The sequence below is a fragment of the Cerasicoccus maritimus genome (genome assembly GCA_031296935.1).
GTDB lineage: Bacteria > Verrucomicrobiota > Verrucomicrobiia > Opitutales > Cerasicoccaceae > Cerasicoccus > Cerasicoccus maritimus.
Map to the genome: position 1 here is coordinate 45,627 of JAVDPD010000006.1, position 15,681 is coordinate 61,307.

General features: G+C 54.2%; 14 protein-coding genes. 9 read left to right on the forward strand and 5 right to left on the reverse strand.

The window, feature by feature from the left end:
* The first annotated feature begins 136 nt into the window (after positions 1-136).
* The 3 genes from RBB62_RS05585 to nadA all read left to right on the forward strand — a co-directional run bounded on the left by RBB62_RS05585 (position 137) and on the right by nadA (position 3,948).
* A complete protein-coding gene (locus tag RBB62_RS05585; protein WP_309397748.1) occupies positions 137-964 on the forward strand; it encodes a hypothetical protein in 828 nt (275 codons plus the stop codon).
* A gap of 139 nt (positions 965-1,103) precedes the next feature.
* Positions 1,104-2,327: a hypothetical protein gene (locus RBB62_RS05590; protein ID WP_309397749.1), complete on the forward strand. Its 1,224-nt coding sequence runs from the start codon at positions 1,104-1,106 to the stop codon at positions 2,325-2,327.
* A gap of 637 nt (positions 2,328-2,964) precedes the next feature.
* Positions 2,965-3,948 (forward strand): quinolinate synthase NadA, encoded by a 984-nt coding sequence (nadA, locus tag RBB62_RS05595; RefSeq protein WP_343219074.1) that lies wholly within the window; start codon positions 2,965-2,967, stop codon positions 3,946-3,948.
* Positions 3,949-4,323: 375 nt separating this feature from the next.
* Here nadA and RBB62_RS05600 read toward each other — a convergent pair whose 3' ends face one another.
* From RBB62_RS05600 to RBB62_RS05610, 3 genes are all read right to left on the reverse strand, one after another.
* On the reverse strand, positions 4,324-4,938 hold the full coding sequence (locus RBB62_RS05600; protein ID WP_309397751.1) for an immunity protein Imm33 domain-containing protein: 615 nt from the start codon (positions 4,936-4,938) through the stop codon (positions 4,324-4,326).
* A 168-nt stretch (positions 4,939-5,106) separates the two neighbouring features.
* On the reverse strand, positions 5,107-5,586 hold the full coding sequence (locus tag RBB62_RS05605; RefSeq protein ID WP_309397752.1) for an EVE domain-containing protein: 480 nt from the start codon (positions 5,584-5,586) through the stop codon (positions 5,107-5,109).
* Between the two features lie 54 nt (positions 5,587-5,640).
* Positions 5,641-5,859: a hypothetical protein gene (locus RBB62_RS05610; protein ID WP_309397753.1), complete on the reverse strand. Its 219-nt coding sequence runs from the start codon at positions 5,857-5,859 to the stop codon at positions 5,641-5,643.
* Between the two features lie 412 nt (positions 5,860-6,271).
* Here RBB62_RS05610 and proS point away from each other — a divergent pair, with 412 nt between their 5' ends.
* Positions 6,272-7,786 (forward strand): proline--tRNA ligase, encoded by a 1,515-nt coding sequence (gene proS / locus RBB62_RS05615; RefSeq protein ID WP_309397754.1) that lies wholly within the window; start codon positions 6,272-6,274, stop codon positions 7,784-7,786.
* A 69-nt stretch (positions 7,787-7,855) separates the two neighbouring features.
* Here proS and RBB62_RS05620 read toward each other — a convergent pair whose 3' ends face one another.
* A complete protein-coding gene (locus RBB62_RS05620; RefSeq protein ID WP_309397755.1) occupies positions 7,856-8,314 on the reverse strand; it encodes a prepilin-type N-terminal cleavage/methylation domain-containing protein in 459 nt (152 codons plus the stop codon).
* Between the two features lie 499 nt (positions 8,315-8,813).
* Positions 8,814-9,590 carry a bifunctional hydroxymethylpyrimidine kinase/phosphomethylpyrimidine kinase gene (gene thiD / locus RBB62_RS05625; RefSeq protein WP_309397756.1) on the reverse strand — a complete coding sequence of 259 codons (777 nt, stop codon included), beginning with the start codon at positions 9,588-9,590 and terminating at the stop codon, positions 8,814-8,816.
* A 345-nt stretch (positions 9,591-9,935) separates the two neighbouring features.
* Between thiD and RBB62_RS05630 the strand changes: the two genes are divergently transcribed.
* The 5 genes from RBB62_RS05630 (at position 9,936) to RBB62_RS05650 (ending at position 15,658) form a co-directional block, all read left to right on the forward strand.
* Positions 9,936-12,851, forward strand: coding sequence for a tetratricopeptide repeat protein (locus RBB62_RS05630; RefSeq protein WP_309397757.1), 2,916 nt, complete (start codon positions 9,936-9,938; stop codon positions 12,849-12,851).
* Positions 12,851-13,963 (forward strand): tetratricopeptide repeat protein, encoded by a 1,113-nt coding sequence (locus RBB62_RS05635; protein ID WP_309397758.1) that lies wholly within the window; start codon positions 12,851-12,853, stop codon positions 13,961-13,963. The genes RBB62_RS05630 and RBB62_RS05635 overlap by 1 nt, the downstream gene beginning before the upstream one ends.
* Before the next feature lie 63 nt (positions 13,964-14,026).
* A complete protein-coding gene (locus RBB62_RS05640) occupies positions 14,027-14,800 on the forward strand; it encodes a MotA/TolQ/ExbB proton channel family protein (protein WP_309397759.1) in 774 nt (257 codons plus the stop codon).
* A 22-nt stretch (positions 14,801-14,822) separates the two neighbouring features.
* Complete coding sequence (locus RBB62_RS05645) at positions 14,823-15,227, forward strand: ExbD/TolR family protein (protein WP_309397760.1); 405 nt, start codon at positions 14,823-14,825, stop codon at positions 15,225-15,227.
* Positions 15,227-15,658, forward strand: a complete 432-nt coding sequence (locus tag RBB62_RS05650) for an ExbD/TolR family protein (RefSeq protein WP_309397761.1) — start codon at positions 15,227-15,229, stop codon at positions 15,656-15,658. The genes RBB62_RS05645 and RBB62_RS05650 overlap by 1 nt, the downstream gene beginning before the upstream one ends.
* Positions 15,659-15,681: the final 23 nt, after the last annotated feature.

Sequence of the window (15,681 nt, forward strand, 5' to 3'; positions counted from 1 at the left end):
GGATGACGGATGGTGTGTGATTTTTATTGTTTAACTTCTTCACGCCAGGTTGGATGCCGCTATGCGGTATATATCAACACTGCTCCTCTGGGGACTATTTTTTACTCATGGGTTGCTATATGCAGACTCCCCGCCTGTGAGTGAAAGTGAGCTGGCTAAGCAATTGAATCAGCAGATTTTGGACGCCTACATGACGGTTGGCGAGAGGACCAAATTGGGCGATAGCGACTTGAAAACCGCCCAAGTACTAGTGGAAGTCATGGAATTAAAAATTAAGCTCAATGAGGCGCATCCTGCGACCATTGGGCTTGCTCGCTTAACGCTTGCATCAGCTCTCGATGGTGAAGGCGACTACCCGCAAGCTATTGAAATGGCGGATTTGGCAGTTGCTGGGATTGCCGAGAAGCTTGGGGAAGATCATCTCCTGTGTTTGCAAGCTATGCAAAGAAAGGGCGAGCTAATGGTAAGGCTACAGCCTAAAGATGCGCTGGCCGTTTTTGAGACGGCAAGAAATATGGAGCAGGCAAAGGCGGAACCGGATTTAGCTTTTGTCGGTGAAATACAGCTCTCCATTGCCCGGTTGTATATGCTGTATGGGCTTCTTGATGATGCTATTCGTGTGCTTCAAGCCATTGATAATAATGAGTCTATGAATGCATACTCTCGTGTTCAGGCGATTTATTTGATGGCATTGATGGCTAACCTGAAGACGAATTTTCAGGAATCGAACGTGTTAATCGATCGGGCTTTGGCGATAACCATTGAGGATCTACGCCGTGAGCGAACAATGAAGGCCAGACTTTTAAAGCTAAAGGGAGACAACTATTTTGCCATGGGGCAACGTGAAGATGCGATCAAGACATACAAGCTTGCGCTAACAAATGTCCCTGGCATTGGGGGATACAGGTTGCTGAAAAACATTAATCAAGCGCTCTCAGTCGCTCAAAAGGCAGATGCTAATTAGGTAGCGATTTTGAGTTGGCGAATTTGCTCGCCCCTCGCCCCTCACAACTCCCTCCCAAACATTCCGCATTCCGCACTCCGCATTCCGCACTCAAACCGCGCTTGTCATTGGCGGGGAAATTGCTGTCATTGGGGCTAGTATGCTACGGAAATCTCTGCTGGTTCGGGTGTTAAGCGCTGCGCTGTTGTCGGCGTTGTTGATGTTTGCCGGGTGCGCGGATTCCATCCTCTTTGGCGGCAAGACGAAGGACCACGTGGTCGAGGGGACGCGCGTCACGAGTATGCAACTGCGGCTCCGGGTCCAGTCGCTGGTCAACCCGATGACGGGCATCGTGGCCGATGCCGCGGATAAAGTCATTGACGAGTCGGACGACCCCGAGGTGCGCCGCGCAGCGCTACGCTGGAAGGTTGCCGCGGTGCCGGCGGTGCGGGAGTCTCTCTTTGAGCGCTACCCAATCGTGGCGCTGCTCGACACCTGGGCGCTCAGCTACCAGATGATGGATTATTTCGAGACTGGGCCCGGCAAAGCTGCGTTTAAGGACTACGCCTACGTGGGCTACGACGCCGCCAAGAAGATCAACGAGCGCATGAAATTCCTCTACGACGACATCAACGTGGATGATCCGATGAATGACGCCGCCACGATGCTTAAAAAATGGGCTGCGCATCATCCCGTGAAGGGCCAGTTTGACTCTCGCGAAAACATCACCAACCGCGCCACCGAGATGACGCTCCAGCTCGGGCTCTCGCTCGGCGGCGCCGTCGACGCTATGGTGACCAGCGTGGAAGATCTCAGCCGCAAGCTGGATGTTTACAGCGATCAATTGCCCTCGCAGGCGCGTTGGGAGGCCCAGCTTTTTGTCCACGAAGCCTCGGACGAATACGAGATTGAGGAGACCTTCGCCAGTATGGCGCCGTTTATGGAGGTGAGCACCGAGACGCTCACCCAGGCCAAGGCTTCCATGCAGGAAATGCCGTCCGTCATTGCCAAGGAGCGGGAGGCGGCGCTGGAGGAATTTCGCGCGACCACGGACAAGGCACTGGCGACCTTTTCCCAAGAGCGCAAGGCGATCATGGCGCAGTTTACCGATGAGCGCAAGGCCGTCATGGGCGAGCTTCACCAAGCCCGTGCACTCGTCATGGAAGACATCCACCGGGAAATGGACCGCTTTGTCACGGCGCTGGGAGACGAGCGCGCCCACCTCGTGAAGGATGTCGAGATCATGCGAAGTCGCCTGATCGAGGACGCCTTCCATCGCCTCCTGATTTTACTGGGTCTAATCGCGCTTTACCTGACCTTGCTGACTATCGGCATCCTGTGGTTCCTCGACCGCCGCCTCTGGCGCCCCAAGCGTCCCGCTTGACCGGTAGATGCTGCGCATCTGGATTGGCGCATTGCGCCAATGGCCTATCCATCTGAACGGGTAGGGTGCAGTCTCCAGACAAGCCGCCTCGTTGGAGTGGAAAAGATGGCGCGGATCGTCTCGATCCGCAGTTTCATCCGCTCGCGCTAGTAGGGCGCAACTTACCATTCGACTTCGCACATGGCAGGCATGCGAGCCGCCGCGCTGGAGTGGCCAGCGCCGACCAAAAGTTTGCTTTAGATTCCATGAATTGGACTTAAGCCTCTATCGAAAAGTGCATAAAAGTATTGGTTTGGGGAGTCGGATAAGGTGATTTTGTTCTGTAAGGTGTTTATTTGTAATGATATGCGAGATTTTTGAACAGAAGGCCGCAGAGAGAGCAAAGGCTTTGAGGCAAGTGATGATCCCTTGCGAAGACGCGTAGAACCATCCAACGAAAGGCATTTTGGTTTTCATAATTTAAATTAACCTTCGCGGCTTCGCGCCTTCGCGAGAAACAAAACAGTTGGATGGCTTTGCTCTCTTAGCTGCCTTCGGTTCAAAACCTACACCTTCACCACCCGCCGGCCTCTGTTAAAAAATCCCGGTTGCGAAGCCCGTATTTGACAAAACGGCGCCAATCCTAACTGTTTGCCGGATCATGGCAGTCCTTGATTACGAACCATTGGTCTTTAACCCGCGTCCCACGGGGGATGCGCCGCTGTCGGCTATCCAGGAGGAAATCCTGAAGCTGAAGCAGGAGCGCAACGCCGTCATCCTCGCGCACAATTACCAGATCGATCCCATTCAGCAGGTGGCTGACTACGTGGGCGATTCGTTGGGCTTGGCCTACCACGCCGAAGAGGCCGATGCCGATGTGATCGTGTTTTGCGGCGTGCACTTCATGGCGGAGACCGCGAAAATCGTCAACCCCGGCAAGACCGTGCTCCTGCCGGAGATGGACGCCGGTTGCTCGCTGTCGGACAGCTGCCCGCCCGAAAAACTCAAGGCCTACCAGGACGCCAATCCCAATCTTTACACCGTTGCCTACATCAACTGCTCGGCCGGCGTGAAGGCGCTGAGCGATGTCATTTGCACCAGCGGCAACGCCATGAAGATCGCCGAACGCATTCCGGCTGATCGCGAAATCCTTTTCGTGCCCGACCAAAACCTCGGCCAGTGGGTCAGCAAGCAGCTCGACCGCCCGATGCGTCTGTGGCCCGGGAGCTGTTACGCGCACGTGATGTTCACCACGCGCGCCATCGAGAAGGTGAAGCTGGAGTTCCCCGGCGCGCCGGTCGTCGCGCACCCCGAGTGCGTGGAAGCCGTCCGCGACATGGCCGACGAAGTTTGCTCGACCGAAAAAATGATCGGCTTCTGCAAGAATCACCCGGCGGACACGATCATCGTCGTGACCGAAACGGGCATGATTCACCGCCTCCAGCGCGAGATTCCGGAGAAGACTTTTGTAGCCGGCCCGACGGACACCTGTGCGTGCAACGACTGCCGCTACATGAAGATGAACACCGTCGAAAAGCTCCGCGATTGTCTGCGCGACATGTCGCCCGAAATTACGATGGACGAATCCGTCCGCCAAGCCGCCTACGCCCCCATTAAGCGCATGCTTGAGTGGTCGAAGTAGAGCGGGCGATATGCTGGCTCAAAATTAGTTGATTTAGGATGCCAGATATTTCTTCGCATGCCTGCTTCGAATGCAGGAAAGTCTTCAAGAAACCACACCATTATGGTTTGGGTGGCCCTGCTTACCCGTGCCCCGAATGCGGTAAAGAAATGACCTACATGGGATACAAGTTTCGAGCCCCTCAAAAGAATGATGTCAAGGAGTGGAATCGAATAAGGGAGTGTCAGGAAAAAGGCGAAGAATGGGGTGTCAAAACTACGAGGAAGGAAGACAAGCGTAATAAGCCCAAGCTATCGCCGGAATTGAAGAAAGCTCTAGGCATTACTAAGCGAACTCGCTAGAGCGGAGCGTTGGAATTTACAGAGAAGCTAGTCGCTACCGCTGATACTTGTCCGCGTAATAGGTTCCGGGGGCGGCGGTGGCGATTTCGTAGGCGTGGGTGACCATGGGGGCCTTCTCTTCAAGGATGACTTGCCAGCCTTGCGGGAGGAGGAAGAAGTCCACGAAGTCGGGGAAGGCGCAGGCGATTTCCCACAGGCTGCGGAGCTCGAGGTTTTCGACATTTTGCGTGTCGAGCTCGCTGTCGCGCGCGCCGAGGAACCAGCCTGAGGCATGCTCCTTGGGGGCGTCGAGGCGGTCGATGAAGAGCTGTTTGCGCTCGGCAAAGTCTTTGATGCAGATGATGGACGAGCCCAGGTGGCAGGACATCATTTGCACGCCGAAGCTGTCGCACATGTAGCGCTGGCGCAGGATGAGGTTTAGGGCGTCGGAGCAGTCGGGTTGAAATTGCAGGGGCGTGGCTTCGGGCTTGGGCGCGAGGATTTGCAAGCCGCCGTTGACCTCCTCGATCTTAAATTGCACCCAGCCGAACTGCAGGTATTGCTCGGCCTCGAACTTGGCCCCGTGTGCGAATTGGGTGTCGATGAAATGCGTCAACGACTGCGCGACGGTGCTGATCGCAGTGGGGGCGGAAAAGGTGGGTTTCTTCATTTGGGCTTTTAATTTACCATGAAGGACTTGAGGCGAACTTCGACCAGCAAGGCGCTAGTATCTCTCGCGAAGGCGCAAAGATTAACGAAATGTTGTGTGCGCTTCTGCTTTGCGCCTTCGCGCCTTTGCGAGAGGAAAAACGTTGTCCAAGAGGTTTCAATTTTGCGGCTACTTCGCCTTCTTCTTGGCTAGCTTGCAGATGTGGTCGAACTCGGCCTTGGTGACCGGGTTGATCGACAGGCGGTTGCCGCGCTGGACGACGCGCATCTCGGCCAGCTTGTCCTCGGACTTGAGCTCGTCGAGCGTCACCGTGCGCGGGAAGGTGTCGACGTATTTTACCGGCACGCGGACCCAGCGTGGGTTTTCGGGCGAGGCCTTTTCGTCGTAGTAATTGCTCTTCTTGTCCCAGGCGAGGGGATCGGGCTCCGGCTCGCCGGCTACCTCGGCAAGGCCCACAACGCCGGGGGGCGTAGTGTTGGAGTGGTAGAAGAGGATTTGGTCGCCGACCTGCCACTCGTCGCGCATGAAGTTGCGCGCCTGATAGTTGCGAATGCCGTCCCAGGGCTCGGTGCCGTTGGGGCAGTTTTTCAGGTCGTCGATGGAGAAGACGTCCGGTTCGGATTTGATGAGCCAGTATTTGCGAGGCATGGGTTTGGGAGATTAAAGGAAAAAGATTAAAAATTAAAGGAAGGCTGGTGGTCGCTAGGATTGCTTGTCGGGATTTTGGGCTTGGGCGGCGGTTACCTGCTGCTCGGCGGCGTGGAGGTATTCTTCCACGACGCGCTCAAGGTTTTCGGCGATGAGTTTGGGGAATTGCGGGTCGCCGGCGCACAGGCGGGTGAGGGCAGGGAACTGCTCGGCAGTGATCGTTACCTGCAGCGTGCCTTGATAGCCCCGATTGGATGTGGATTGGAGTTCCATGGGGGCGAGTTAAGGCGCCATGCGGATTTTTGCCAACGGTGGAATCGAATTTTTTCGTCTGGCCCGGATAATAGTCGGTGGAGGACAGTATGGTGCGTTGAGGATTTGCTATCTAAGCAGTTAGGGCGTCTCCTTTAAAAAGAAAATGGCCGTCCACCTCAGTGAGATGGACGGCGCTAGTTTCTACCCCAAAACGTCCCTCGCGGGACCTAACAAAAGAATATCACTACTCGGATAGAAACGACAGGGCGGGGTGAGAAAAGTTCCTGTAAAAAAAATGATTTAGAATAACTTAGTAGTACAGGCTGTTTTTTAGCAAGATCGGTAGTCCCGCTTATTTGAGGGGTGGTGATGATTTCCCGCTTTTTGGCCTTTGCATGTGGCGGGATTTGGGTTTTTCTCGCGAGTTCTTATGGGCAAAGCGAAAACAGCCATCACCCCGACCCGGGCGGACGATTACCCCGAATGGTATCAGCAAGTGATCAAGGCCGCCGACATGGCGGAAAATTCGCCGGTGCGCGGCTGCATGGTCATCAAGCCGTGGGGCTACACGCTGTGGGAGAACATCCAGCGCGCGCTGGACGACATGTTTAAGGCCACGGGCCACGTGAACGCCTACTTCCCGCTGTTCATCCCCAAGAGCTACCTTGAGCGAGAGGCTAAGCATGTGGATGGCTTTGCCAAGGAGTGCGCGGTGGTGACCCATTCGCGACTGGTGGACGACGGTCAAGGCGGCCTCAAGCCCGATGGCGCGCTCGAAGAGCCGCTTATCGTGCGCCCGACTTCGGAAACGATCATTGGCGCGAGCTACGCGAAGTGGGTCCAGAGCTACCGCGATTTGCCCATCATGATCAACCAGTGGGCCAACGTCGTTCGCTGGGAAATGCGCACGCGCCTCTTTTTGCGGACGGCTGAATTCCTCTGGCAGGAGGGCCACACCGCCCACGCCACCAGCGAGGAAGCCATGATTGAAACCCGCCAGATGCTCGACGTCTATGCGGACTTCGCGGAGAACTGGATGGCCATGCCGGTCATCAAGGGCGAGAAGACCGAAGGCGAACGTTTCCCCGGCGCCGACCACACCTACTCGATCGAGGCCATGATGCAGGACCGCAAGGCGCTGCAAGCCGGCACCAGCCACTTCCTCGGCCAAAACTTCGCCAAGGGCTGCGGCATTCAATTCCTTTCCGAGCAAGGTCAGCAGGAATACGCCTGGACGACCTCCTGGGGTGTTTCGACGCGCCTCGTGGGCGGCTTGATCATGACGCATTCCGACGACGATGGCCTCGTGCTGCCGCCGAAGCTGGCCCCCAAGCAAGTCGTGATTCTGCCGGTGTTGCACAAAGCGGAGAACCCAGGCGCAATCCTCGAATACTGCGACGGCATCAAGAAGGAGCTCGAAGGTCAGCTCTTTGCCGGCCGTGCCATTCAAGTGGAGATCGACAAGCGCGATATCCGTGGCGGTGACAAGCGCTGGGAATGGATCAAGAAGGGCGCGCCGATTATTCTTGAAGTCGGCCCGCGCGACATGGCCAACGACAGCGTTTTTGCGTTCCGCCGCGACACCAGCGAGAAGGCCGGCATTTCCCGCGCCGAGTTCTGCGCGACCGCCGTTGCCCGTCTCAACGAGATCCAGGGCAACCTGTTGGCCCGCGCCAAGGCTTACCGCGAAGAGAACACCAAGGAAATCAATTCCAAGGACGAGTTCGTCGACTTCTTCAAGCCGTCCAACAAGGACAAGCCCGAGATCCACGGCGGCTTCGCGCTGGCTCACTGGGGCGGTACGGCCGAAGAGGAAGACGCGCTGGCCAAGGAATTCAAGGTCACGATCCGCAACGTGCCACTGGAAGGCGATTTGACGCCCGGCGTTTGCCCCTTTACCGGCAACCCGAGCCCGCAGCGCGTGGTCTTCGCGAAGTCTTACTAGCGTTTAAAGAAAAACTCCCCACCGACGTGGTGGGGAGCCTCTTCTTGATTTGCATACTGGCTAAAAAAATTATGCTTCGTCTGGATCGTAGACGTTAATGGTGATGGTGTTGCCGCTTGAACGAATGAGGCCAGTAGCGATGTCGCCATCGTCTAGTTTTTCATCCATTTCAAGGGCTAGCTCAGCGTCGAGGGTGCCAGCGGAGGTAAATGTAACGGTGGCGTTGCTGCCACTACCTGCATAGGCATAGCTTCCTGCTATAGGTGGAGTGGCGCCCCAAGCTTCGGGCATCCAGGTTTCGAGGTCTTCTTCCATGGTGGCGGGGAGGCTGCCTTCTTCCATATCATAAAGGTAGAGTGCTTCACGGAAGGTGAGGAGGTTTTCCCCGAGTGTGGTGGTTTGGCTGCTGCTACGGACGCGCTGAAATGCCGGGATGGCGATCGCGGCGAGGATGCCAATGATCACCACGACAATCATGATTTCGACCAGAGTGAATCCTTGGTGGCGGGAGGTTGGTAGTCGGTGCATATTGTTGATAGCTTGTAATTAATATATAATATTCCGTCCTTGGAACGATGGGCATCAGAGCAACACATCTGGTCGATGTAAAGGTAAATATTATAAAAAAATACGCACAGGCTTTTATGATTCTCAAGTATCACGGGTGATCCTAATTGTGCTTGAATGAAGGTTAAGAATGCGATTTATTCATTCGCTACAGAAAAGACGCAGAATCTTATCATGGCATGTTGCTGAGAGTACGCCTTACTCCATTTCGCCAGTAGTTGCGCTTGGGTTTAATGCTGCAAATATGAAGATCGCGTTGCCCCTTTAATCCTTAACGGAAATTTTCTCAGAGCGTCCGAGAAGGCCGTTGGCTTCCGTCGGAGTACGTCTTCATTGGTCATGAGCTCATTTCTTCACCTCGACGAACTGGCTTTACATCAATTAAGGAGCCCAAATTTTGCCGCTCAAATACACACTACCAACCTGGTTGGGCTTTTTAGATACCCTATTTGCGCCTGCTTTAGTGGCGAATAAAGGCCTTGCCCGCAACGTGAAGCGGGTTTTGTAAACCATTTTTCAGGTAGGCATGCCCGGCTCGGACGGCTGAGGGCAAGCTAAGCCCACGGGCCAGGTGGGCTGCAATCGCTGCCGAGAGTGTGCAGCCGCTACCGTGAGTGTCTACTGCCGGTATACGCTGAGCGAGGATTTCGTGTTGCCCGCCGTCTGGAAGATGGAGAATATCAAGGAGAGCGTTGCCGGGGAGATGTCCTCCTTTGAGCAGTGTCGCTGCGCCAAAACGTGCGGTCAGCTCTTGCGCGGCCTGGCGCATCTCGTCCGCAGTATGTGGCCGATAGCCGAGCAAAACAGCGGCTTCGTCGAGATTGGGGGTGATGACAGTGGCCAAGGGGAGAAGCTGCTCCTTGAGGCAACTAATTGCGTTATCCTGCAAGAGGCGTGCGCCGCTGGTGGCGACCATAACAGGGTCGACAACAACCTTTAACTGTTTCTTGCGGATAAAATCCGCAGTTGCTTCGATGAGGGGTGCGGAGAAGAGCATGCCGGTTTTGGCGGCTTGTATTGGATAGTATTCCGCGAGCTGATTTAATTGATTAACTAAGAATTCCGGGGGAAGTTCGTGGATGGCCGAAACACCGTTTGGATTTTGGGCGGTGAGGGCGGCAAATGCCGTTATACCATAGGTTTGGCAGGCTGCGAAGGTGAGGAGATCAGCTTGGACGCCAGCTCCACAGCCAGAGTCACTGGTAGCTATGGATAGGGCGACTGGCAGGTTCATCATCAATTTTGATCTATTTTTAAATTTCGGGGGGCGCAAAGCGTTTGTGCGAGTGATAGTCAGATCGATTCAGTTTGAGTCAATTCTATGATCTATTTTTGGATTTTAGCTAGAGTTCTGTGTTAATTTTGCTCAACGCAGTGTATAGTGGGACCTTGAAAAAAGCTTGTCATTACGCATTAACTCTTTGTTCTTCAATCTTCCTAGCCCGTTAGCGGGCGCTAAACCTTAGTTTTCACCCCCTTTAACTTTATCGTGCGGAGATTCCTACATCGTTCTGCTCAGCTTGTCATTGTTTGCCTAGGCCTGTGCCTCGGCTCCCAAGCCGTAGCCCAAGACGCGGCGAACATGACTCTGTCCAACCTTCTCGAGGCGGCCGATACCATGGTCAGTCGCAAAGAGTTCATTGCAGCGCGCCCTTACTTGTTAGAACTGGTAAACCGATTTCAGGGAAGCGAGCAAAAGGATAACCTTGAGAGCGTTTACTTCTACATGGCGATTAGTTACTTGGTCGAGTATTCTCAGGACAATAGTAAGGACGCCCTGACGAATTCGATCGAGTGGCTACAGCGCATGCAGAAAGAGTTTCCTGTTGGCACTAACGCCATTAAGGGGTACCTTTACGAGGCTGACGCCTACCGCGGATTGCAGGACTTCCTGAAGGCAGCCGATATTTACGAGAAAATGCTGCGTCCGCCTCTGGAATCTCTAATGAACTATGAGCAGCGTATGGAAGTGCTGGAAAAGTTGTCCGAGTGCCTCTACATTAAGCGTGACTGGAAGCGCGGCCTGCCTTACTTCGAAATGTTCCTCAAGGAAACGCGAGATGCTGACAATCAAGCTATGGCTGCGGCCGCATTGTTAGAAGGTAACATCAAGGTCGGTAACTACGATACCGCTTTAAAGTTTCTCCGCTTCCTCGTTGGCGAATCACCAGCCCGCTACAATCTACAACTCAATGTGGCGCTGATTGATGCTGGTGACAAACTAGCCAAAGAAAAGCGTTACACCGAGGCGATGCTTATGTATCGCATGGTGCTAACGGTTGAAGATATCAAAGAATGGCAGAAGGAACGCCTAAAGGATCTCGAAACCCAGCTCACTCGTCTTCGTGTTATGGTTCAGGATACTAGTAACGATCGGGCAATTGAGTTGGAAACAGCCATTTTTAATTGTAAGGCTCAGATCGAGGCTCTGGAAAAACTCAAGTCTTATACCGCGGAGTTGCAGGTTCGTATTGCCCGCAATTACCTCCTCACCAATCGCGACTGGGAATCTTTCTACGCTTATCGTAACTTGATAGAGCAATACCCGGATAACCCAGCCCTTGAGCAATACCTCTACGCTGCCTTCACTGGCGCTACCAAAATCAATAAGCCCGCCGCGGTTGTTGAATTGGGCGAGGTATATCTTTCCGATAGCAAGAACGCCGAATACCGCGACGACGTGATCGTTAAGTTGCTCGAATACTACAAGAACAACGAAAACTACCTGGATTTCTTCGATTTGGCGAAATCTTTCGTGGAAAAGAGCCCAGACAAGGACTACGCGAAGTCGGTTATTTTCTTGATGGGCGATTCTTACACCCGTTTGGGCCAATACGATGAAATGACCCGCCAGTTCAAAGAGTGGGAAAGAGCTTATGCTGGCAAGGTCATCACTCCTGGCCTCTACTACTGGATCGGTTTGGCCCAGATCCTTGAGAGCAAATACGGCGACGCCTTTGAATATTACAACAAGATCCTGCTCGACTACCCGACCAGCACATACGCGGAAGACTCCCTCTACCGTCGCGGCATCTGCTCAATGGGCATCGAGGAATTCGACGCCGCCCGCCAGGACTTCAATCAATATATTCGCGAATACCCGCATACCTCCCAGCGCGGCGAAGTTGAATTTTTCCTCGGGGAAGTGGATTCAGCTACGGGTAACATCAAGTCGGCCCTCACGCACTACGGTAATGTTGAAAAATACACCGATAGCATTCAGTTCATCCAAAACGCCTATTTCCGGATGGCACAGCTTTTGGAAGCTAATGGTGAGTACCAGCAAATGGCTGCAGTTTTGCGCCAGTTCATCGAGAAGTATGAGGACCAGGGAGAGTTGACGGCCGCGATTTATCAGCTTGGCCGCGCCTATGAGCTCAACCAGCAGCCTCAGCTCATGCTGGAGGAATACCTTAATGCAATTCAGGAATTCGGCGACGATCCCTACACCTACGGGCTGGACGACATTCTCCGCGTGTATCCCGTGCAGTATTACCAGAACAAGGAACTCATCGCGCAGAATCTGACCTTGTTGCGTAAGCTCAATACTGACGCCGCCTACCGCAAGCACATCGCGGAAGACCGTCAGGCGATCTTTACGTTCCTTGGCGAAAATCCGCTCATACTTGAGCCGATCAAGCGCTCCCTTTACGAAAAGCAATTTCGTGATCGCTTGGTGGAAACTCAGGAAGACATCCAGCCTTGGTTGGCGCAGTTTGAAAACCTCAATGAGGAATACCCGAAGGAAACTCCGGAAGAATCGTTCACCCGCCTCTACAAACAAGCTCGAGAAGATGGGGAAGAAACCCTCGCACTACGCTTGCAATTCGCGCTCGACCAGTTGGGTGTAAAGGTGGATCCCGGCCGCGTGTTTACCGAAGACGACTTCCTCTATTCAAGTCCAGTAACGCTTATTTGGGTTGGCAATCAGATCAAGAAGTATGATGCCAATTCCGCGGGTGACGCCTTCCGCATGGTTGTGGAAGATCATGGCACTTCCGATCAGGTCTTCAATGCGCTCATCGCACTCGGCGAACTGGAAATGGAGGCAGGCAACTTCGAGGAAGCCAAGGCCTACTTCGAAAACGCTGAGGCGGAGTTTCCGCGTCACCCCAATTTGAAAGTCGCCATCATGAAGGAGGGAGATGTGGCCCGCAAGCTGGGTGACCATTCCACGGCGCGCGCCAAATATCGCAACATCAGCACGAATCGCGAATGGCGCGGTCCCATCCAAGCTGAAGCTCTCTTCAAAATGGGTGAAAGCCACAAGGAGGAGGGAGACTTGAAGCTCGCCCTGGCTTCTTTCCAACGTGTTTATATCGGCCACTCTTTCTATACTGATTGGGCTTCCAAGGCCTACTTGGAGAGTGGTCGCCTGCTCGTTCAAATGGGAGAAAAAGATAAGGCTCGCGAGGTCTATGACGAGTTTCTCAACGAGGAGAATTTTAAGACCACCGACGTTTACCCCACCATCCAGCAAGAACGGAAAGCCCTCTAATGAAGCGTTTATTTTCAGTTGCCTGCCTGTTCATACTGGGAGCGGCCGCCACTCAGGCCCAGGATTATTTCCGCCAGTATGGCAATGAAACCATACCGGTCATCAACCAGACCACCGATCCGAAAAGCACCGAAGTGCTGACCCTCGTGGGCTTGGACCGTGGTGACCTGATTCTCCGCATCCCAGGTCGCCAGGGTGAGGTTGGTATTCCACTCCAAAGCGCTAATCTGAAATTACAGATTCAATACCCGGATGACGTCGCGCTGGCTATGCGCAATCTCGAAAGCGACGAATACGAAGCAGCCATCCCGCTCATGCGTCCGACGGTTTATACGGTTTTCAGATATTTTGAAATTCCGCCCGAAAGCATGAACGTGCATGCGATCATAGACAGTTACTTGAAGGCTTTGACCAGTGCGCCCGGGCACGAGCAAGAAGCGGGTGAGTTATTGCGTCGCATCGACCTAAAGAAGGCACCAGCCGCTTTTTCCCAGCACGCATTGCGCTACGTCACCAGTATGGTCGATCTCGGCCAGCAGGACGCTGCGCTGACTATGCTCAATCGTATTCCGATGAATGCGGATAATGTTGAGATGCTCGATATGGTGATGGATTTTGCTGGTGAACTGCGCGATCAAGGCAACCTGGATGAAGCGCAATTTCTATACGACCGCCTACAGCAGACCGAGGGCACAGACCACGCGCAAGAGTCAATCCTCTGGAGCGCCTACTGTAACGTCGCCTTGGGCCGAGCTCAATTAGCAGGCATCTTCGTGGACAAAGCAGGAGACCTTGAACCCGAAGACCGCGTCTATTCGCTGGCGCAGCTGGTGAAGGCCAAGATCAAGCTCGATACGCTCAATTACACTGGCGCTATGGAAGAAGCCGCGCAAGGCGTGGTGGCGGTAGATGTCGGCTTCTCGTGGGCACCGGAGCTTATTTACACGACAGGCTTATGTTACGAAAATCTCGATTTCCCCGACACTGCGCGGGAAGTCTATCAGGAGATTGTTCTTTTTTGGCCGGAAAACAAGTGGGCGACGCTGTCTGAGCAGGGTCTGTTCCGTTTGCCGCCACCAGCCCCCAAGGAAGAGGCACCGTCAGGCGCTTAGTCCGGCTGCTTCCCCCTGCTAAACGCAGTATACCTTAAACGTCTTATCAAAACCAACATCGCAATGCATAGTATCCGTAAACTCCTCCTCTTTTTAACCTTGGGTTTTGCCCTCTTCGCGGGCACCGTTTCCGCGCAAGCGCAAGACGCAGAACCGCCCGCTGGCGAAGCTGCCGCTGAGGCCGAAGCCGAGCCAGAAAGCACGAATCTTTTTCAGATGTTTGCCGCTGGCGGCTGGGCCATGTATCCGCTGGGACTCCTCTCGGTTAGTATGTTCGGTCTGGTGATCTACAACTTCCTCATGATCCGTGAAAAGGCATTCCTTCGCCCGGATCTCATCGAGCAAATCAAGCCAGTCATGGGCAATCTCCAGTTCGACAAGGCCCGCCAGCTTTGCGATGAAAACCCGTCCGTTGTGACGAACATCATCTACTCTGGTCTCGACCGCGTGGACCCCGAAAACTTCGACCCGGAAATCATCAAGGAAGCGATGGAAGAATCCTCCACCGAGGAGCTTGCCGCGCCGTTCGTGATGATCAATTACCTGTCCCTGATCGCCACACTTTCGCCAATGGTTGGTCTGCTCGGAACGGTTTCTGGTATGGTTAAGGCCTTCCGCGGTATCGCAGCCGCCGGTATGGGTAACCCACAAGGCCTGGCAGACAACATTTCGGAAGCGCTCATCACTACGGCCTCCGGTCTTATCGTCGCCATCCCGGCCATGTTCTTCTTCTTCTTCTTCAAGAACAAATACGGTAAGATTGCCTCCAGCGTTTCCAAGCTTGTGGGCGATGTCTTCTTTGAAATGGTCCGTGGCCTGCGCCGTCACACTTCCTAAATATCATTACTAGGAAAAGCTTGTGAAAACGCACGCCCCACAGATGGATGACCAGGACTTCGACATCACGCCGATGATCGACGTGGTGTTCCTGCTCATCGTTTTCTTCATGGTGGTCGCCGCGGAAATAACTGAGAAGATCGAAGTCGAACTGCCACAGGCAGATAAAGCTGTTGTGCCAGAAGAGATCGGCCCCCGCATGGAGGTGTCTATCACCGAAGAAGGGAAGATCTATGTGGGCATGGTGCCAGTTGATCTCCAGCAGTTGGGCACACGCGTCGGCACTGGCAACAACGAGATTGCTGGCTTCAAGGTCTTTGTCCGCGCCGATGAACGCACGCCACATAAATATGTGAATGACGTCATGAAAGCCTGCGCCGAAAACGGCGTGCTCGACGTCATTTTCGCAACCTTCGAGCAGAAATAATGGCTAAGAAAAATCCATTCCTTGATACCAAGGACGGCGTCGACCTGACGCCGATGATTGACGTGGTCTTCCTGCTCCTGGCGTTCTTCATGGTCACCACCGACCTGACTCAGGAAGCGGACCTCGGCATCACGTTGCCCGCTATTGCTGAGCCAGATCCGAATGCGACTCCGCCCGACGAGCACATTGTGGAAATCGCTCCCAGCGGCGAAGTCCGCCTCAATGGCGCCGTCATGGACAATCCCGTAAGCGTAGAAATGCCGCAGTTGGTTTCGACATTGTCTCGCCTTCGGGGAGCTGCTCAAGGAGCCGGCCAACGTACGGCCGTGACCATCGTGGCTGACCCGGACTCGCTCCACCAGCGTTCGATTGCCGTGCTCAATGCCTGTGCCTCTGCGGGCGTTAAGTTCGTGATGTTCTCTCAGGAGTAAGGCACACCGCACCACCTTTCACT